This is a genomic window from Allorhodopirellula heiligendammensis (assembly GCF_007860105.1).
In the GTDB taxonomy this organism is placed as follows: Bacteria; Planctomycetota; Planctomycetia; order Pirellulales; family Pirellulaceae; genus Rhodopirellula; species Rhodopirellula heiligendammensis.
In genome coordinates, this window is sequence record NZ_SJPU01000001.1 from 2,235,075 (window position 1) to 2,255,692 (window position 20,618).

At 56.3% G+C, this 20,618-nt stretch carries 12 protein-coding genes; 9 read left to right on the forward strand and 3 right to left on the reverse strand.

Going from position 1 to position 20,618, the window contains the following annotated elements:
* Window positions 1–36: 36 nt before the first annotated feature.
* The 3 genes from Poly21_RS08495 to Poly21_RS08505 all read right to left on the reverse strand — a co-directional run bounded on the left by Poly21_RS08495 (window position 37) and on the right by Poly21_RS08505 (window position 5,000).
* Window positions 37–3,096, reverse strand: a complete 3,060-nt coding sequence (locus Poly21_RS08495; RefSeq protein WP_146406420.1) for an FG-GAP-like repeat-containing protein — start codon at window positions 3,094–3,096, stop codon at window positions 37–39.
* A 384-nt stretch (window positions 3,097–3,480) separates the two neighbouring features.
* A complete protein-coding gene (locus Poly21_RS08500; protein WP_146406421.1) occupies window positions 3,481–4,713 on the reverse strand; it encodes a DUF1559 domain-containing protein in 1,233 nt (410 codons plus the stop codon).
* 104 nt (window positions 4,714–4,817) lie between these two features.
* The gene (locus Poly21_RS08505; RefSeq protein WP_146406422.1) at window positions 4,818–5,000 is read right to left on the reverse strand and encodes a hypothetical protein; all 183 of its coding nucleotides are present in this window, start codon (window positions 4,998–5,000) and stop codon (window positions 4,818–4,820) included.
* Between the two features lie 240 nt (window positions 5,001–5,240).
* Between Poly21_RS08505 and Poly21_RS08510 the strand changes: the two genes are divergently transcribed.
* The 9 genes from Poly21_RS08510 (at window position 5,241) to Poly21_RS08545 (ending at window position 20,047) form a co-directional block, all read left to right on the forward strand.
* Window positions 5,241–8,252, forward strand: coding sequence for a CRTAC1 family protein (locus Poly21_RS08510; protein ID WP_302118124.1), 3,012 nt, complete (start codon window positions 5,241–5,243; stop codon window positions 8,250–8,252).
* On the forward strand, window positions 8,249–11,404 hold the full coding sequence (locus Poly21_RS08515) for an FG-GAP-like repeat-containing protein (protein ID WP_146406424.1): 3,156 nt from the start codon (window positions 8,249–8,251) through the stop codon (window positions 11,402–11,404). The genes Poly21_RS08510 and Poly21_RS08515 overlap by 4 nt, the downstream gene beginning before the upstream one ends.
* Before the next feature lie 7 nt (window positions 11,405–11,411).
* Window positions 11,412–11,894 carry a cupredoxin domain-containing protein gene (locus Poly21_RS08520; protein ID WP_146406425.1) on the forward strand — a complete coding sequence of 161 codons (483 nt, stop codon included), beginning with the start codon at window positions 11,412–11,414 and terminating at the stop codon, window positions 11,892–11,894.
* 2 nt (window positions 11,895–11,896) lie between these two features.
* Window positions 11,897–14,425 (forward strand): FG-GAP-like repeat-containing protein, encoded by a 2,529-nt coding sequence (locus Poly21_RS08525; RefSeq protein ID WP_146406426.1) that lies wholly within the window; start codon window positions 11,897–11,899, stop codon window positions 14,423–14,425.
* Window positions 14,418–16,148: an MBL fold metallo-hydrolase gene (locus tag Poly21_RS08530; RefSeq protein ID WP_146406427.1), complete on the forward strand. Its 1,731-nt coding sequence runs from the start codon at window positions 14,418–14,420 to the stop codon at window positions 16,146–16,148. The genes Poly21_RS08525 and Poly21_RS08530 overlap by 8 nt, the downstream gene beginning before the upstream one ends.
* 324 nt (window positions 16,149–16,472) lie before the next feature.
* Window positions 16,473–17,006, forward strand: coding sequence for a UvrB/UvrC motif-containing protein (locus Poly21_RS08535; protein ID WP_146406428.1), 534 nt, complete (start codon window positions 16,473–16,475; stop codon window positions 17,004–17,006).
* Between the two features lie 796 nt (window positions 17,007–17,802).
* A complete protein-coding gene (locus Poly21_RS27275) occupies window positions 17,803–17,976 on the forward strand; it encodes a hypothetical protein (protein ID WP_302118129.1) in 174 nt (57 codons plus the stop codon).
* A 466-nt stretch (window positions 17,977–18,442) separates the two neighbouring features.
* Complete coding sequence (locus Poly21_RS08540) at window positions 18,443–19,654, forward strand: ISL3 family transposase (RefSeq protein ID WP_146406968.1); 1,212 nt, start codon at window positions 18,443–18,445, stop codon at window positions 19,652–19,654.
* 81 nt (window positions 19,655–19,735) lie between these two features.
* Entirely contained in the window at window positions 19,736–20,047 is a 312-nt protein-coding gene (locus Poly21_RS08545) for a hypothetical protein (RefSeq protein ID WP_146406429.1), read from the forward strand.
* Window positions 20,048–20,618: the final 571 nt, after the last annotated feature.

Here is a 20,618-nt window from a genome sequence, read left to right on the forward strand (position 1 = left end):
GGCTGCGTCATCTTTCTAACAGACCTCTGTGCTGGGTCATTTTGCGGCAGGTCGCTGGTACGGCTCTGCAACGTCCTCGACCAACAGGTAACGCGCGTTCGCTGACACATCGTTGAACGTTTGAGCTCGGCCACTCGGCCAGTTCACTACGACGCGATCGAGTTTTATATGGTCGCCGATGCCGAAATGCAGCACGGGCTCATTGCTGACCATGTATCCGTCGCCTGCCGTGCGGAAGGCTGTCCAAGATTCAGATCCCGACGTGATGATAACGTCCGCGCCGATCGCATCACGCTCGCTAGTGGTGCCGACCAACTCGAGCTGAAGCCAGTTCGGCGTCTCCGAGTTGTTCTGGAGTACCGCGACTGGTTGGTCGAGGTGATTGGCGATTAGGTCCATCTTGCCATCGGCATTCCAGTCCCACGTGGCGAGTGCCCGTCCCAATTGCTCTCGCTGCCAATATGCTCCCGCCGTATCGGGCTGCTCGAGCGTGAAGCCGCGCCGATCCCCCGTCATCAATTGCGCTTTCATGCGAAATGGAACGCCTTGATCGGAAGCGTCGAACACGTGCCCATTGAGGGTCGCTAAATCGAGCCAACCATCGTTGTCGAAATCTCGACTTTGGGTGCCAAAACCTAGCATCGACATGGACGGCTCGCTCAGTCCGAAACGTGTCACCTGGTCTGTGAAGAAACCCAGCCGATTTTGAACAAAGAGATTAACGGGTTCGTGGTAAAAATTCGTGATGTACATGTCCAGCAGGCCGTCGCGATTGAAGTCGCCTGCGGCAATGCCCATGCACGCTTGACTGGTTCCGCCTTGGCCGATGCTGCATCCCCGCAGTCCGGCTGACTCCACCAGAGTAAACCGATCTTCGCTGGCGTCATCGGAGGGGACGCTATTCCAGTAGTGGTTGAGGTCCCCGTCATTGGAAACAAAGAAGTCGTTTCCGTGTTGCTTGTCAAAGTTTGCGACGACGAGCCCCAGCCCGAGTTTGGGTTGATCGGCAATTGTCGTGATCGATTTCCAAGTGGCGAAGGTCCCGTCCGCGTTCGCTTTCAGCACTCGATCGGTCGCGGGGTGGAATCGCTGTGGCTGACAAAGCAGATATCCACCGGCGCATTTAACCTCAAAAGCGGTCGGGTCATCGATATAATTGACTTGAATCAGTTCAGGTAGGTGGTCACCGCTGAGATCCGCGATGGCAAAGCTGGACGTCCAGGTCGCAGGGTTTTCCTGGAGTAACTCACTGGCATTGCGAAACGACCCATCGCCTTGATTTATAAAAAGCACCGATGCGCCCACATTCCCCAGCAGCAAATCGGGAAAGCCGTCCTGATTCACGTCGCCTACCGCAACGCCCGCGCCAAAGTTCCGGTCGGTTGTCTGTGCTTGCAGAGTCACGTCAGCGAATGAACGACCGGGCACCTGGCGAAATAACACATTGGGTTCAGATCCCTGTGCATCATTAGGAGGACCTCCCGACTGCATCACGTAGACATCGGGTCGACCGTCGAGATCATAATCAAGTACGCCAATGCCGCTGCCGTCGACCTGGTAAGAATAATAGCTGTCGGGCTGTGCGAAAAAGCCGGTCTCGGTAGTGACATCGATACCAACTTCACTGGCGACGTCATCGAACCGGATCATCCTTGGATCTTCCGCGGGTGGGGGATCGCGGTCGGGCGGTTGGGAATTGGGTGACATCGACGCGATCGACGTCACATCTACATCTGCGATCTCGTCCAAATTGGGCAACGGGTAATTCTCCAGTTCAAAGCCCAGCAACTTCGCCACTCGGCTGGTCGCAATGAGCTCTGGATTTGTGGCGGCCTCCCACTGTGCGACGATCGAAGCACGCCGGTCCAATTCAGGAATAAGCTGGCCGAGATTCCCGCTGATCTGGGCCGCATGCATCATCCACGCCAACGCCTCCCAGGGCCGCGTGAGCTTCTGCATTTCTGTCGCAATCCACATGGACTGCTCGGCGTCGGCGTCACGCGCGGTGCGAAAGATTTGATCCAGTATCGCGAGCTGCTGTCTGGCGGCGAGGGATTGCTCCTCCGCTCCCATTTTGTCGAGCGACACGATCAAATCCCGCAATGCTTCTCGATTACCCGAATCCAAACGCAACGCCTCACCATAGGCGCGAATGGCTTCAGCATGTCGATCAGCTCTCTGCAGCCAGGTTCCCAGTGTAGTCCAGTACTCCGGCTGGCCTGACATTCCGGGGGGCACATCGGACAGCCAGTCGGGAATGTCCCGCTCCCGTCCATTTTCAACGAGCAAACGCCCATAGAACGCCCATGCGGAGGCACTCTCCGGACAGGCCTCGAGAATGCGTTCGGCACTCTCAATGACTTGTGCCGGTTTGCTCTCGAAGCCCGCGTAGGACGTCCGCAGCTTCCCCAACGAGAATAACGACACCTTGGCAACGTCGATCGCCTCATCGAAGGAAACGAGTGTGAAAGGACCTCGCATGTCAATTAAACTCAAGATCTCTGGCCATGCTACCGCCTTGCCACGGATCAGTTCCTCGACGTGCGAGCGAGTCTCGATCCGGCGCCCTTGAGAATTCAACAATTGAACTAACAAGCGGCGTGCAGCGACATCGCGGGGAGCCAACTCGAGCGCGGCGAGCAAGTTCGCCTCCGCCAGAGCGTATCGACCTGCCCGAAGATTCCAATCAAAGCAGCGAATCAACAGGGCTGGCGCATCGCGTGGATCGGCGTTGGCCAGCCGTACGCCGTAATCCGCAGCCTCCGCGAATCCACCCTGACGACTGTGAATCTCAACCGCCGCGCCGAGTGCCTCGATATTCTTCGGCTGGCTGCCGAGGATTTCCTCGACAGCGTGCAAAGCCTTCTCGGGATGGCCTCGTTGCATCTGCGCCATCGCTGCTGCCAATGGATCGGCCTCGCCCCGAGCACGATCACTTGCCTCGGCGATCACCTCGGACGAATCAGCGGGCGACTTCACACGACCGGTCTCCTCGCGCCGACAACCGCAAACGAAGAGCACAGCGGAGCAGAGAAGAGTGGTTAGCAGCAGAATCAGGACATTCGCACGATCGAGCAGCGACTGGCATGGAAACATACTTGTCAAATTCCGAAAAAAACCAAATACGAACCTGACACTTATACGTTCCTAGCACATTCGGCTTCTCAACGAGCGTGGACCCGAACACCTCCGTCGCCGACCGGCAATAACCCGTACGGGTGATGCGGAGCGATCGTTCTCACGGCCCGCTACTGCCCATTGAAAAGTCTCCCTGGCGAAGATTCGCGGTTACGAAGAGCGACGGCTCAGCAGCCTAGTCGCAATCGCCACGGCGGAGAACGTGAGATATCGGGGAGCCAATCGCAACAGACACGAGGTGAAACAACAATTGGGGACCGGTGTCAGGGTAAACAAAAACGGGGATGACCACTGGCCATCCCCGTTTCATAAAATAGATAATCTGCAAGTCAGCAGCGTCCGTTAAGGAACAGAGGCTTCTGGCTCTTTACCATTCCGGGTACCGAGGGCACCCCACAGCCCAAAGGGACTCTTCAAACCGGCATCGGCCTTCGTACCGCCACCACCGGTCGTCGGATCCGAGCCAACGGCATATCCGTTTTGGTTGCCGGCTTCGATCGAGTCCGTAATGAACTTGACGGCACCGTCACCCATCAGGACGTGGGCACCACCTTGGTGATAACTGCCCACCGAGAAGTAACCTGTGTTACCCTCAGCCTGCTGCACGCTGTAACTGTTGGGAGGACGAACGGTTTGAATCGAGCTATAAGGCAACCGTCCATCGCACCAACGGTGGCCTTGATGGTGGTGAACCTGCTGATCGACGCCAACCGTGCCGCCGCCGCCGCCGACCGACAGTGACCGGAGGTACTGTTGTGGGTTCGCGGGGTCAACAATGGTCGTCTGCCAATCTCCAGGCGGAGTATTGACCGCACCGTTAGCGTTTCCGCCAGCAGTGTAGATACCGCCCTTGATCGACAAATCGCCTTGATAGACGGCGTTTTCGCCCATCGCGATTGTGTTGGACAAACCATCGAGCACGTCACGGAAGCCGAGGAAGTGGCGGGCGCGGAAGAATCCACGTGACCACTTACCGGACCCAGGGTCGCCCCATGTTCCGTTGGTGCTGGCGATGCCACTACCGTTGATACCACCATGCTGTTGCTCGTAGGTCGCGTCACCGGCACAGGCGGAATAGTTCGCGTAAGCAACTTCATTGGAGCCACGACTACGACGAAACGGATCGCTGGGGCAGCGATAAGTACCAACTTCCGTCAGCCAGGGAACATACGACTGGTGCCACGGAACTGGCCCCATGGGAGGGTAGTTCTGCGTGGGGTTTCCAGCAACGTCATAGACGTACGTATTGCTAATCTGTTGCCACAGAGCTTGCTGCTCAAAATAGGGCAACAGACCGACACGCCATGACAGCCAAAAACGGTTATTGTCACCACCACCGCTCTCGTCAGTTCCGCCCGAAAGCATCGGGAGGTTGTCGTAGGTGGAGTGGTAGTTGTGCATCGCAAGTCCAAGCTGCTTGAAATTGTTACTGCACTGCATACGCCGAGCTGCTTCACGGGCAGCTTGGACGGCGGGCAATAAGAGCCCGACAAGGACGCCGATAATGGCAATCACCACCAGCAGTTCAACAAGCGTAAATGCCTGTCGAGAACGAAAATCAAATTTTCGACTCATAAAAAACTCCAGATAAGAGAAATAGGACAAGAAGAGTCGCGTATACACCGCATGCGGTGTGTACGCGTTTGCCAACGAGGTAACCTCTAGGGCTCAAACGGACTCTAGCCTTTCGGCTGGCCGGTGCGAGGGTCGATTTCCTGCGACTTGGTGTAGTCGTCAGCTGCCTGTTGCTCGGCTTCGGTCAGTGGCTGAATACCTTCGGGAACAGATGTTTCCGTGTTGGCACCGCAACCGACCAACGACAGACAAAACAGCGAACATGCAAGAAGCCCAAGACGTAACATTCAAAACACCTCTACTCAGATAGGAAAACAGTATTAGAACAGACAGAGTCAATATTCTATGCCGGAATGAGTGCCACTGTCAACAGATTGCGGGTTGCAGACCCCGGGATTTGTATTAATTTGTAAAAACATTTGGGGTGCGCGCGCGCTTTTTTACGGTGTCTTGGAACTCCGTATGCCACGTTGATGGATGACACACGCCCACCTCATGCTCGTTGCTTTCATACGGCAAGTCGCTTCGTGCTTGATCAATCCTGTCCAAATGTTCAGTCGATCTGGCGTCTTGCTTGCCTGGTTGGGCTAGGTTTGTTGGCTTTGCTGGCGACAGCTAGTTGCGATCACGCGTCGCCCAATAACCGCGGAGACCGGCGTGCCTCTTCCGAGAGTGCTGGCAACCGAGACCGAGCCGTACGCAGCCAGACCGCGCACAGCATCGAGGCTGCCTCGCAGGCCCTAGCTCAAGGTCGCCTCGATGTTGCGGAGGCAACCCTGAAACACTGTCTGCTGGCGGATCCGAACGACCCTCAAGCGCTACGGTTATCGGCAGATCTGGCCAACCGCCGCCAGGATGCTCATAGCGCTGCGGTCCTCTATCAATCCGCCGTCGACGTGCTAGGGGAGGCAGCAGATCGAGATATTTTGAACAATTGGTATCGGAGCCTGGTGCAGGCCGGGCGTCCCTACGACGCAATCGAGGCGCTGAGCGAGATCAGCCTTCGATTTCCTGGTGATGCACAGTCTCGCTACGATCTGGCGGGACTCGCAGCCGCCTGCGGCGTACCCGAGGCAGCCGTGCCAGCGATGAAGTGGCTCGTCCAGCGGGGGCAGAGTGATGCCGAGTCGCTATTACTACTGGCCGATCCCGGACGCGTCGAGCCTGACGCCGAAACCTGTGAGAAACTGCTGGCAATCTCGGGTGATGACCGACGGCCGGAGTTTGGGCTGGCCAAGCTAGATGCCCTACAACAGAACTGGTCTGCCGTGGCCACACGATTAGCCAGCCTCGTAGAATCATCGCCGCAATTCGCGCCCGCCTACAGTCTCTATGGAGAATCGCTACTGGAGCTCGGTGAGAGTTCGCAACTTCCAGCTTGGCGCGCCACCGCCCCACCGTCCGCTCTCGAATCAGCGCATTTCTGGCGGGTGGTTGGTCGCTGGGAACAATCGCAAGGGCATCACGAACAGGCCGCCAAAGCATTTTGGGAATCGCTGCGGCGAGACGGTACCAGCCGTCCAGAAATGCTGACGCAGTTGCTCGTGTCGCTCCATCAATTGAACCGGGATGACGATGCCGCGAAATTGACCGACCTGATCGTCAAGCAGACGGAACTCCGCGACGCCATCAAAATCCATCTCGAGCGGCTTGGTAATTCTCAGGCGGCGTGCATGCGAGTGGCCGATGCGATGTTGGCTTTGGGGCGGATCTGGGAAGCAGAAGGTTGGGCGCGAATTGCAGTTTCCCTCCCGCAGGAAAAACTGTCTGATCTCCGCGAGCGGTACATGCTGGTTCGAAATCAGCTAAGCGTGGACACACCCTGGCAACTGCCTGCGGCGGATCCCGCAGCACTGCTTGACTTGAGCTCGCTGTCCGGGACAGCCACCGGCGACGTTTCTGCGCCAGCGATTGACACTGGGCCAATTTCGCAAGGACGCATCTCGTTTGCCGACGAGGCCCAGACGCGAGGCTGGCTTCACACCTCGATTCCTGCACCTGCCGTAGGCGGCCACACGATCGCGCAGAGCGTTGGCGGCGGTGTTGCCGTCCTCGATTTTGATTGTGACGGTTGGCCCGATCTCGCCGCAGCCACCCTTGATGGTACCGCCCTGCAGAACGATTCGTCGCCCAACCGACTCAGTCGCAATCAAGATGGTCATTTTGTCGATGTGTCGGCTGCCGCAAACTATCGCGACACTGGCTTCGGCCAAGGCATCGCTGTTGGGGATTACAACGACGATGGATTCCCCGACCTGTTCGATGCCAACATTGGTCGAAACCGACTGTACCGAAATAATGGCGATGGAACGTTTAGCGACATCTCCGATGAAGTGGGATTGAGTGGGGAAGCGTGGACGACGTCGGTCGCCATGATTGATCTCGATGGCGATGCCGTGATCGATCTCTACGAAGCCAATTACTGTGCCGGCCGTAAGCCGTTCGAACATGAATGTCACAATCGGTTTGGGTTGGGGACGTGCTCTCCTTTGCTTTTCGATGCCGAGCCAGACCGTGTGTGGCGAGGTCGGAGCGACGGGAAATTCGTCGAGGAAACGGCCGCGTGGATGAGCCAGACCTCGCCCGGTCGAGGACTGGGGCTGGTTGCCGGTGAACTCGATCAACATCCGGGAATGGATGTATTGGTTGGCAACGACATGACTGTGAACCACTTGTGGTCATCTCAACTTGGTAAACAACCTTTCTATCTCGCCGATCTCGGTGTCATGCGAGGCTTAGGAACCAGCGGGAATTCGCGTTCTCAAGCCTCGATGGGAATCGCCGCTGCGGATGCGGACGGGGACGGCGATCTCGATCTGTTCATGACGCACTTCTCCGATGACTACAACACTTACTACGAGCAAGTCGCACCTGGATTTTGGAGTGACCGCAGCTACCAGGTTGGGCTCGGCGAACCCTCGATGAAGCTGCTCGGGTTTGGAACGCAGTGGGCCGACTTCGATAACCGGGGCGGGCAGGAGCTGATGGTCGCCAACGGCCATGTTGACCGTATCGATCGTGCTGATCTGAGTTATCGCATGCCCCCGCAGTTCTTTTCCCGGACCTCCCGTGGACGCTGGGACGAGTGGGATCGCGCGACGTTGGGTGAGTATTTTACCGGCGACCACTTAGGCCGTGCGTTGGTCGTGCTGGATGTCAACCGGGACGGGCGCCTCGATGCAGCGATTACCCATCTCGACGATCCGGCGGCGCTGCTGGTCAATCAAACACCTGACGCGGGCCGATCGATCCATTTAGAGCTCAAGGCGACGCGCTCGCCGCGCGATGCCATCGGAGCACGGGTAACCGCGACGATCGGCACCCGCAGTTTCGCCGCCCAGCTGACGACGGGCGATGGGTACATGGCCTCGAATGAGCGAAGAATTCATCTGGGGTGTGGACCTGCCGATACCGTCAGCGATGTGACCGTGATATGGCCATCGGGCGACGTCGAACAGTTTGGCACGCTCGCCAGCGGACGTGACTACTTGATCGTCGAAGGCTCCGGAGGAGCGTTGACCATGCGGGAATATCGATGAGACCTCTTTGCCTTCATTACCGTCGTCGCCTGTCACATCGTCGTTGCCTGTCTTATGGTGTCGTTGCCGTCTTATTCCTCGGTGTACTGAGTGGTTGCGGTCACCGCGACGAGGGGCCAACCGCAGCAGATGTGGTACGTCAACAGCAGCGTCGCGAAGCCGAAGCGGCCGCGAAGCCGAGGACGCTCGACGAGCGACTGCGAGTCGTCAGCGACTATCTCGATAACCGCAATCCGGCCGCTGCCGCTGTCGCATTACGACCACTTCTGATTTCTGACGGTTCCCATCCTGATGTCATTGTGCTGGCAGCGCGGGTCGAAGCCGCGCAGGGTAACCCCGTTGCCGCCGCAAAGATGCTCATTGAGAATCCTGGCGCCAACGAGGAGGCGACGGCGCACAGCCTCAGCGTTGCTGCCCAGTGGTTGATTGAGGCGGGGGAGTATGATCTCGCCGCAGCGCCGCTGCAGGCAATCCTTGATCGGTCGAGTGCTGACCTGGATGCGGCAGAATTGATACACATCCACCGCCAGCTCGCCGAGGTGCTGAACAATGCCGGCCGCCGGCTCGCTGCCGCACCTCACTTGAACTGGCTCGCTCAACAGGGGGCGATCCGCGAGCAAGAACTGTTCGCGATGATCGCCTACGGTGATCCCTTCATCAACACCACTGCTCCTGCGCCTGATTTCTCGCAGCGGTTGAGTCCGGTGGCACTGTCGCGGGCCAAAGTCCTGCGACATGAGGGCGACCTGGTGGGGGCGACGAAGTTGACCGAGGTGCTGTCTGCCGAATTTCCGCAATCCACTGGTATCGCCGCTTTTCGCGGCCGCCTCTACGCCGATCTCCGCGACATGGACAAATTAGTCCAGTGGCAATCGCAATTGCTCCCAGGCATTCATGCTGAGCCCGAGTATTGGTTCTCGCTGGGAATCCTGATGAATCAGCAGTCCAAACCGAGAGTAGCAATACGCTGTTTCGCCGAAGCAGTAAAACGCGATCCCACCGATCGTTTCTCATATCTGGAGCTTTCGCGAGCGTTGACCAGCATCGGGCAGGTCGACGAGGCCGAATGTGCACGTCAGAAGTTCTCATCGTTAGACGAGACAACGCGACTCGCATACACGTTCGGTAGACGGCCCGGTAGCGAGGCGGAGCTCAACCGGATGGCTGATTTGTTGCACACACTCAATCGTGAAATCGAGTCGATCGGATGGCGAATGTTGGCGTTTGAACGATTCGGCGGCTCGACTGCGGAAATTGACACGCTCGTTGCCCAGCGCCGCGAGCTCGTCGCTAAAAACGATCCGCCCAACACCGCTACCCAAGATGAAAATGCTCCTCCCCACGATCTCGCGTCCCCAGCGAACGACGCCGATACGGAGGCGTTCGAGCTATGTGGCTTGAGGCTTAACGATTGGCCGCTGCCTGCCGCCGTCGACCTCGCTGCGGCGGTCCCGGGCTCTAGACCGGACCTTGATCGAGAGGATTCCGTCGCAGCTCAGGTACCGATTCATTTACTTGACGTCGCCGCAGAGATTGGTATCGACTTTCAGTATCGCAATGGCGCCGACATGGCGAGCGAGCACGTGCTGCTGCATCAACTCACCGGTGGCGGGATCGGTGTCGGCGACTTTGACTGCGATGGATGGCCAGATTTATATGTTACCCAAGGCGGTGGGGATGCATTCGATCCTCATGGCTCAGAGTCAAATCGACTCTATCGAAACCTCGCTGGCGAGCGATTCACCGACATCACTGACCGCACGCAAACCGGTGACCTTGGGTATGGGCAAGGGGTCGCCGTTGCCGATATTAATCAAGATGGATTCGCTGATCTCGTGGTCGCCAATATCGGTCCGAACCGCATCTTCATTAACCAAGGTGACGGAACGTTTTCACCCCTAACGCTGCCTGCGTGGGACAGCGACTCGCAATGGACAACCTCCATTGCTTGTGGTGACCTTAGTGGTGATGCACTCCCTGAGATTGTGGAAGTCAACTACGTCGATGATCCGACTGCGTTAACCAGATACTGCACCCCTCACAACACGCTCTGCAACCCCAGCAATTTCTTGCCCGCATCCGACCGGATTTGGAAGGTGCAGCCCGACGGCCAGATCTACAGTGCCCCCGAAATGTGGGCTGGCGGATCCACGCCGGGCTATGGTTTCGCGGCGGTGATCGCGAACACCGACGGTCGAGCCGGTAGTGATCTCTTCGTCGCCAACGATCGGATCGCAAACGCGTTCTGGCTCAGTCAGGCAGCTGAGACGGGCGGAAAAACTGAAGACGAAGCACTGCCAATTCGTTATCAATTAGATGAGAACGCGCAGTTATATGGCTGTGCCACAGGCCTGCTAGGACAGCAGCAGGGATGCATGGGGCTTGCCGCGGGCGACTTAGATCGAAACGGCAAGATCGACTTTCATGTCACCAACTTCTGGGATCAACCCGCCGATCTCTATTTGCAGATGGAGCATGGATTCTTCGTGCATGCATCTGTCACGCGCGGTTTAGCAGACGTGACCCGCCAGACGGTCGCCTGGGGAACGCAAGCGGTCGACATTGACCGTAACGGTTGGCTCGATCTGGCGGTGCTCAATGGCCATCTCATTGATCGGCACAGTCCAGCGGAACCCTACCAGATGCGGCCGCAGTTCTTCCGAGGCGATGTAGGCGGATTCCAGCTACAATCCGCCCGTGACATGGGCTCCAAGGACGATCCTGGTAACAACTATTGGAACCAACCGACATTGGGCCGTACGATGGCGGTGCTGGATTGGAATTGCGACCGCAGACCCGACCTAGTTTGTAACCACCTCGATGTTCCGCTCGCACTCCTCGAAAACCACACCGAGGGAGGCAACTCGTTGCAATTGGAACTGGTGGGAGTCGTCAGTGAGCGTGATGCCATCGCAGCCGAAATCACTGTCTCATGTGGCAACGAGAGCTGGGTGAGTTGGGTGACTGGCGGCGATGGTTTTTTGTGTAGCAATGAACCGTTGATTGATATTGGAATTGGGGCGCATGAACAGGTCGATGAGGTGATTGTCCGGTGGCCGACGGGCGCGGAGCAGCGATTTTCCGATCTCCCAGCCAACGGGCGCTACCTTTTGATCGAGAACGATGAGCAAGCCTTTGCGCGTTCTTTCTAGTCGACTTGTGAGTTTTCGATTCGCCCTGGTAGCCCTCGGTGCATCTATCGCCCTGCTGGTCAGCTTTTATTTGGCGTGGCCGTCGAAATCCAAACCGTACAAGGATATCGAAATTGAAGTCGTGGGATCCGAGTTTGCATTCTATTTTCGCTACCCTGGAGCGGACCGCACGCTGTTCACTCAGGATGATCGGCATGGCGCGAGCACGCTCTTCGTACCCGCGGGGGCGAGAGTGCATCTGAAACTATCGAGCCTGGACTATCTCTACACCCTCGAAATACCCGCGCGAGAGATTTATGAAATGGCGGCCCCCGATTTGATTCTCGATTCGTATCTAGAGGCGAGTCCGCCGCAAGAGCTTGAATTACTTGGCAGCCAAATGTGTGGCTATGATCATTCGAGCTTACTCGGGAAATTGATCGTGCTGTCGCCCTCAGACTTTGACCGTACAATGAACACATTGTCCAAACAAACCCTCATCCCAAACTAGCTATGATCCGCTTCCGTCACGCAACATCGCTTTTCACTGTATTTTTGCTGACGCTAGGCGTTGCCGGCGGATGTCGACGGACAGCAACCGATGACGTTGCGGAGAACAGCGACAGCAGCGCAATTACCGCGGAGGCACCAGCGGAATTGACAGTGCTCGGCGCAGTGCCGCCATTTTCGCTCGTCGACCAAGCAGGTCATGAGGTCGGTCGGGAACAGATGAAGGGTAAAATCTGGATCGCCACCTTCGTCTTCACGCGTTGTGGTTCAACGTGCCCTGCACAAACGGCGGCATTCACGAAGTTGCAGAGGCGGCTGAAACAGGCGGGGGCATGGGGCAATGTGGAGTTAGTAACGATCACGGTCGATCCGGCCTACGATACACCCGAGGTGCTCGCTAAATATGGAGCGGACGCAGCAGCCGATTTCTCCCATTGGCATTTTTTGACCGGTGACCGCGGGGCAATCTGGGATCTCAGCAAAGATGGTTTCAAGCTGCCGGTACTGTCGCCGCGTGATGGCGATGAATTGATTTCCCACAGTCCGATGTTCGCCCTCGTCGATACAGAGAATCAAATCCGCGGCTACTACTCAGGACTGCTACCGCAGGCCAACGCGAAACTTGAGCACGACATTCTTTCACTGCTTGATCAACAGATCCCGGATTGGACCGAGCAGGTGCATGAGATTTCAGTTCCCGAGGACGTTCGCAACCCCGTTTGGTTGGAAGACAGAGCAGCAGCACAGCGCGAGAGTTTCTCCGGTGTCGACGTGCGCCACGACTTTCAGTTTGCTGATGCGCGGGAATCAAGTGGTATCGATTTCACCGACCGAGTCGTTGAGGACGTGAAGAAAACATTTAAAGCGGCACACTACGATCACGGCAGCGCCGTGGCGGTCGCGGACGTCGATAACGATGGGTTACCTGACCTGTACTTTGTTTGTCAGTTGGGTGAGAACGAATTGTGGCGAAACCTCGGCGACGGGAAATTCGAAAACATCACGGCGGAAGCCGGTATCGGTGAACCAGACGAGGTCTCCGTGGGTGCCTCGTTTGCCGACATCGACAACGACGGAAACGTGGATCTGTACCTGACCCGTGTCCGTGCCCCCAACAAGCTTTTTCGCGGTGATGGGCAGGGGCACTTTGAAGACATCTCTGCTTCCGCGGGCGTCGATTATGCGGGTCATTCTTCCGGGAGTGTTTTTTTTGACTATGACCGTGACGGACTGCTCGACCTACTGCTGACGAACGTCGGCAAATACACCACCGACGAACGTGCCGATGGTTTCTACCATGCATATCCAGGCGCGTTCACTGGGCACCTGCACGCCGACCGCGCCGAGCCAAATATTCTCTTTCGTAACTTGGGCGCCGGGAGGTTTGAAAATGTCAATGATCAAGTCGGCTTGCAAGACATCAGCTGGACAGGGGATGCGACTCCCATCGACGCCAACGAAGACGGTTGGCCAGACATTTATTTGCTTAACATGCAAGGCCACGACGAATACTACGAAAACCAAGGGGGTAAAAGTTTCACGAAGAAGAGTCGTGAACTGTTTCCTAAAACGGCGTGGGGGACCATGGGCGTGAAAGTGTTCGATTATGACCGCGACGGACAATTGGACCTTTATGTAACGGATATGCACACTGACATGGTGCACGATCTCGAACCGGATAATGAGAAAGCGAAGATGCGGCGAAACCTACCTCTGCAAGTACTCGCCACCGATGGCAACCACCAGCTCGGAAACACGTTTTTTCGCAAGGTGGGCGACGATCAATTTGAGGAGGTCTCCGATCGCATCAACGCAGAGAACTACTGGCCCTGGGGAATCAGCGTGGGTGATCTGAACGCCGATGGATTTGAAGATGTCTTCGTCGCCGCCAGCATGAACTATCCTTATCGGTATGGCATTAATTCTGTTCTGCTCAATGACACGGGGGAAACATTTGTCGATAGCGAATTCGTATTGGGCGTGGAGCCTCGGGCTAAGGGGACTGCTCAACCTTGGATGGAGTTGGACTGCAGCGGCGCTGACAAGGACAACCGTCATTGCCAGGACTGTGGAGGCAAGGTGCTCGTTTGGGCTGCAACCGGCACTCGTAGTAGTGTCATTTTTGATTATGACGACGATGGCGATTTGGATATCGTCACCAATGATTTCGGGGGCACACCCATGGTGCTCCGCAGCAGTTTAAGCGAACAGCCTGGGCTGCATTTTCTCAAAATTGCATTGATCGGTCACGAATCGAACCGAGATGGTCTCGGTGCGACGGTCACCGTGCATGCCGGAGATCAACGCTGGCTGGCGGTCCATGACGGCAAATCCGGATATCTGGCTCAAAGCCATCTGCCGCTCTATTTCGGGTTGGGAGATGCCGAGACGGTGACGAAAATTGAGGTCAATTGGCCTTCAGGAAAACAGCAAGTTTTGACGGGGCCCATTCCCGCAAACCAACTGGTGACAGTGAGGGAAGCGTCCGTCGCTGACGAAACCACTGAAGAATCCCTGGGTGATAATGAGTGAATCATTGAATACGAGAAATCCCCAGCGAGCACGTTTACTAGTCTCCTCGCTCGGCAACGCGGTATGCGTTGCGCTCGTTAGCATCTGCTTGCTGCTCGCCGGCTGTGGTGAATCTGCTGATGCAATCGCGATTCGCAAACGTCTGGCAGAGCGTCAATTGGAGTCACCTCAGTACGTCGAGAGCACGGTACCCGAGCCGGTACCCGAGTGGTCTGGGAAACGGAACGCCTTGTTGGCCCCCGGCGTGTATGGGCTGGGCGGCCTGTACCCCAGCGCGGCGTATGTGATCGATACCGGTGACGGTCTCATTTTAATTGATACCGGATCGGACGAGAATGTAGTGGGTTTACGGAACTGCATGACTGAGGTGGGGTTGCAGATCGAGGACGTGAAATTCGTGTTGTTGACGCATGCTCACTACGATCACGTCTTCGGCGCGAACCGCGTTCGCGAGGTCTCCCACGCAACCGTTTGTGTCGGGGCAGATGACCTCGACGTGCTGCGCAGCGCCAACGAATTCGCGTTATTTTCGCTCTTCCCGCGAATTGAGTTTTCAGGGACGCCCATCGTCGTCGATCGAACGCTCAATGATGGTGATCGCATTGAACTGGGTGACACCGTTATTCACACGATGGGTTGTCCTGGTCACACACCAGGCAGCATGTGTTATCTCGCCGAGAAAGCCGGCGAATCATTTCTGTTTAGCGGTGATGTGATCGCGTCGCTACGGTTTGGACCCGCAACGTATCCGATCTTTATCTCGCCAAAGTTTCGAGGGGACGCCGAGACCTATTCGGCCACCATCGATCAATTATTGGCGATGGACGTACCCGATTATTTATTGCCCGGGCACCCGCGTCAGCAGACGTTTTCACGCCCAATATCCATCGATACTCAACAATGGCAGGAATTGCTGCTGCCCACTCAGCGTGAGATCAGAACCGTCGTGCAAAGGCACCAGGACGATGGCAAAGATTTTTTGGACGGCTCACCAAAGCAAATCGAAAAAGGGCTGTTCTACTTCGGTGAGATTGATGGAGTCGCTGTTTATGGGCTGGTCGATGCGGAACAAAGCATCGTTGTGAATGCACCTGGTGGGGAACAGTTCCTAACCAAGTTGCAAAGTCGTTTCGAGAGACTTGGGCTAGACTTTCGCACGCCCGATGCCGTTCTCCTGACCACTCGCCAGCCGACGCATTGCAGTGGACTGGTCAGTCTCGCCAAGACGACGTTGGTGATGGCACCGGGAGGGACTCCGTCGTTGGTGTCAGATGCCGGAAGTTGGCCGTCGCTGGACGAAGCTTCTTTGAGCCGAAAACTTTCAACTTTGGTTGAGGTAATCGCATTGGGCGAGGGAGACGCGAGCGAATTGGCCTACCTGTTAGAAATCGGTGGCAAACGCGTTCTGCTAACGCCTGCGGTACCGCGTAACATTTCCCTCGACTGGGTTACTCGCAAAACCGGCACCGCCAAGGGGACGCTACTGGAACCGCAGGCCACCGATCTACGCACCCTTCTGGAGGCCTCGGACGATCTACGCGAGCAATATTTGCTGGCACTCGATACGCTCGGTCCAACGCGTCCCGATATTTGGTTGCCAAGCCTCCCGCTGACCGGCCAGAACGCTAATCTGTATGATGAAACTTGGCACCGGATCATCGTCGCCAATCGCAAGTTGGCCAGCGCAACTGGGGATTCGCTGGTACTGAAAGCCTCGCAATAGGATCGTACGCAATCGATTCCGTTGCGCTTACGAACAGCCTTTCAGCAAAAACCACCGCGAACATTTGCAGTGCGAGCTATTATCATTCCTGAGAGTGAATTCGTGCTCTCCGCCGCATCACCGAGCTGATCCCTCGCATGTCCGCAAAACATAGAAATCCTGTCGCGAGAGGTATGTTCAGAGATTTGCTTGACCCGAGAATTCTGAGCTCACATACTCAGCAGACGCCAACCGGCCGCAACATCCCGCAGGTTTCACTTGTCGCCGGGGGACTTCCTTCACATCCAGCAATATTTACTTCGTGCCCCGACTGAAATCGTAGCCGTGATCCATCTACCGCTCGAGCTGGGCTGGAACGTGAATCTCGTGTTGCCGCACATTGTCGCACACAACATCTCGGCGTACTGCCAAGGCGACACGGTAGTTGTGCCACTTCCCGACGACCGCGGAAACGGAGTAGTCCGTCAACTCTCTCGCTGGCTTCATCCACCGCTTGCTATCACCGTCTCATACAATACCGCTCGATTTATTCGCAACATCGACTTGTCGTATGACCCGCTTCGGATGCCTCTCGATTTCCCTTGCTTTCACGAGATACACTCGGCAATGTCCGACTTCGGTTGCATGACATCCAGTGAACTTGACGTCGCGCTGCACTATTACCCAACATCCTCTGACATCCCTAAACTATTTGAGGAGATTGAATGTCTCGAGCTCAAGAAAGAGGAGCTCGTTCGCCAGCAGGACTTTGAATCTGCGGCGCGGGCTCGCGACGACGGCAATTTGCTTCGGACTCAAGTGGATGATATCTTACGAGAACATCTTGGTATCCCCATGGAACGCCACGACGGCGGATAACCAATGCCATGCAGCAGAGCACGGTATTCGCGTTTAGACAAGCGAGCCTCGCTCTGCAGTCGCCGCTGTGGTCCGACGTTCGTCGACTCAAGTTAGCACTCATGACTGACCCGTATGAACCACCCGCTGCAAAATCCTCAGAGCAATTTTCGACTGACACTGGGGCTCCTGGGGCGTCAAAGACACGCAGAGTGTTCGGCTGGATTCTGATCGTGTTGGCAGGGCTTTCACTTCGTGGCATCCAACGTCCAGTCGATTCAACTGGAAATCTTGCCGATGACCTGCCGTTCCTGGGAGGGCAACTATTCGTCTCTGCGGCGGTTGCGACCGTTGGTCTATTTTTACTATGGAAGCAGCCGTCGCGGTCAAAGGTCAGGGACGAGTGAATTGCTATTTCTCCGGCCCATCAGCCGTTGAATAACTTGCCGCTCGTTTGCGGTAGACCAAGGTCGGTCGATAACCATGGTGTGTTGCATCTGTGGGGTTGGCCGCGATTTTGCGAGTGAAGCGTTGATGTTTCTGTCATCCATCGTTCAAACGTATGAGTTTGGTTGACTGGTATTCGTTCTTGTCCCCGCACGACTGTGGGAATTGCCCACTCCATTGTTTTGGACATTCATTCGAACACGGATCACTCGAATTTAACCCACGCTGACGATTTGTGTCTTTCACGATTCAATCCTCAGGCTGGCTGACGCGACCGGCATAGATGTCTCTAGAGCACTTGAAAATTGATGTAGTTGAGTTGGCGAAGATCGGTCAATTTGAGGTTTTCGCCAACAAGGAGGTGTGACTGATGAAGGTGTTGGACATGGATTTGCGAGAACGAATCCTGGCTGCCATTCTTGAAGGAAAAGCGAGCATGCCAAAGATCGCCGAGCGGTGTTCGGTCGGTTGCAAGGTCGTTCAGAAACTCAAGTTCCAGTGGCGGGATCTGGGAACGCTGGGACCTCAAACGCAATCCTGGTGAGGGACAACCTCTCCAGCCACAAGACCGCATCCGTTCTCAAAAGGATCGAGCAGACTGGCGCAGAAGTCTGATTCCTACCACCCTGCTCGCCGGAGCTCCATCCAATCGAACAGATCTACTCAAAGATCACGTTCCATTCACGCAAGGCCGCAGTGCGCACCGAGCAGAAACTCTACACCGCGATGGCCAAAGCCACTGACGCCGTCACTGCCGCGGATTGCCGAAACTGTTTTCACAACTCAGGGTATTTCGCATGACAAAGCATTAAATACTCTAGACCTACTGCTGAGCGACGGTGGTGGATCTCGGACATCAACTGGTCGATGCGCTGTACAGCCGAGAATAGGCTCATCCGACTAAAGCGTGCGCCGGGTTTGAAGTCGCGGAAGTTACGACGGATGGATAAAAAAGTGTGGACATGCCATCCTTCAAAGAGAATTCTCACATCTTCTTTGCAGGAACGTACATGTCCACCTCCTTGTTGTATCACTCTTTCGGCATTCGTGGCTACCGGCAGACTCGAATCGAGCCCACCGGAGGCGTNACACGGTTCCATGTNCATCCAAATGAGAAGTCGATCTGNTGTTCCTCGTGCCAGAGCAGCAACGTGATCAAACGAGGCGTCACGCAACGNGAATTCAGGTGCTCNCCGATCGGATTGAAGCAGACCGTCATTGTCGCCACTTTGCCACGTCTGCAGTGCCGCGATTGCGGGGTCGTTCGTCAGATCAAGGTCGGCTTTGCCGATGCTCGTCGAAGCTACACCAAGGACTGGGCCAACTATGCATTGCAGCTCACTCGCAGCATGACAATCAAAGACGTTGCCGATCTTCTCGGTGTCACATGGGATGTGATCAAGGAAATCAAGAAAGACGATCTCAGGCGACGATTCGCCAATCCTTCCCTGAAAGATGTTCGCCGAATTGCGATCGACGAGATCTGCATCGGCAAAGGGCATCGCTACGTGACACTGGTAATGAACTTGGATAGTGGAGCGATTATCTTCGTGGGAGACGGGAAATCGGCTGAATCGCTGGTTCCCTTTTGGAAACGCTTGGGGCGTCGGCGGCATCGAATCGAAGCGGTTGCAATGGACATGTCCTCGGCCTACATCTCCGCGGTGCGAGGCAACCTCCCCAAGGCCGACATCGTCTTTGACCGCTTTCATGTGGTGAAGTTGATGAACGAGAAGCTGACCACGCTGCGTCGACAATTGTACCAAGAGGCGACGGCCGACGAGAAATCGGTGCTCAAGGGGAGCCGCTGGTTGCTGCTGAAGAACCCCGAGAATCTAAGCGAGGATCGGGACGAAGAGGCTCACTTGGCTGCGGCGCTGAAGCTCAATGAACCGCTGGCCACGGGATACTATCTCAAAGAGGAGTTGCGATTGTTTTGGGGGCACACCTTTCGATGGCCTGCGCAGTTGTTCTTGCGGTCATGGTGCAGGCGAGCGACCGCGACGGGACTCTCACCATTGAAGACGATGGCCAAAACCCTGACGCGGCTTGAGGAAGGGCTATTGAGTTATTTCAAACACCGGATTTCTTCTGGACCGATGGAGGGCACCAATAACAAAATCAAGACGCTCCAACGACAATCCTACGGCATTCGTGATCGCGAATACTTCGAACTACTGCTTTATTCGCTCCATCAGAAAAAGTACGCTTTAGTCGGATGAGCCCGAGAATATTGCTCGACGTAGCAACGCCGAGGATTCAGTTACCGGCCACTACTGGGAAGGTGTTTCCATACACAAATTTTGCTCGACGAATCCCGTTTGCGCGTCCGTGCGGCGTATGTGGACCTCAATCCAATCCGGGCTGCATTGGCGGAAACACCGGAGACCAGCGACTACACCGGAGCGGAGGATCGGATTGACGATCTCAGCGAGCGGGAGGATCGCAGTCGACCGAGTACCCACGATTGGGAGCGGAGTCGTCGGCGACGGCGTAGCGGATGGATGAGTCGGATCGAAATTGACGAGCGGTCTGGTGAAGTCGGCCCCGCAGTGGAATCGTCTGGACGTCGGTCCAGCAGCAAGGGCTATCTGCCGGTATCGATGGCGAAGTAGCTGGAACTACTTGGTTGGACGGGGCGTCAGTTGCGAGCCGATTAGATCGACAGTATTTCGATACACCTGCAACCGATTTTGCAGCGGATAGGATTGGACACGCACGGTTGGTGCGATGTGGTGCGGAAGTATGGTCGCATTTTCACGCGGGCGGCGAGCACGCCCGAGAGTCTCGTGGGGGAAGCGTGCCGTCGCGGTTTGGGCTGGCTATGCGCCCGCGAAAACCCGCGGGGCCTCTCGTCGGTTAAATCGTGGAACAATCGCATTTCTTTCGAGGTTGGTTCGGCATGACTGCGGCGCGGTCAGCCACTGCTGCTCAAGCCAGGCGAGCCGAAGAGCCGATTTCGCCGGTGGACGCCCCATTTTCACAGTAAAACTAGTCGTAGGCTTTGCGCTGACGCACTTAGAAGTTTGGGTGGCCCCTTCTTCCCTCCCCTTCTTCCCCCATTCTTCCTCCCCGCACGTTGTCATCGAACAGCGGCGGTTTGGGGGGCGACGTTTTTTTGGGCACAGGCTTCGGCGACATGGTCAGCGCAGTGCGTTCCCAGGCGGGTCTGGGAACGAGTTATCA

Bases quoted from the DNA above. Each gene is read 5' to 3' on its own strand.
- Poly21_RS08495 (WP_146406420.1), bottom strand. From the start codon at position 3,096: ATGTTTCCATGCCAGTCGCTGCTCGATCGTGCGAATGTCCTGATTCTG.
- Poly21_RS08500 (WP_146406421.1), bottom strand. From the start codon at position 4,713: ATGAGTCGAAAATTTGATTTTCGTTCTCGACAGGCATTTACGCTTGTT.
- Poly21_RS08505 (WP_146406422.1), bottom strand. From the start codon at position 5,000: ATGTTACGTCTTGGGCTTCTTGCATGTTCGCTGTTTTGTCTGTCGTTG.
- Poly21_RS08515 (WP_146406424.1), top strand. From the start codon at position 8,249: ATGAGACCTCTTTGCCTTCATTACCGTCGTCGCCTGTCACATCGTCGT.
- Poly21_RS08525 (WP_146406426.1), top strand. From the start codon at position 11,897: ATGATCCGCTTCCGTCACGCAACATCGCTTTTCACTGTATTTTTGCTG.
- Poly21_RS08530 (WP_146406427.1), top strand. From the start codon at position 14,418: ATGAGTGAATCATTGAATACGAGAAATCCCCAGCGAGCACGTTTACTA.
- Poly21_RS27275 (WP_302118129.1), top strand. From the start codon at position 17,803: ATGAAGGTGTTGGACATGGATTTGCGAGAACGAATCCTGGCTGCCATT.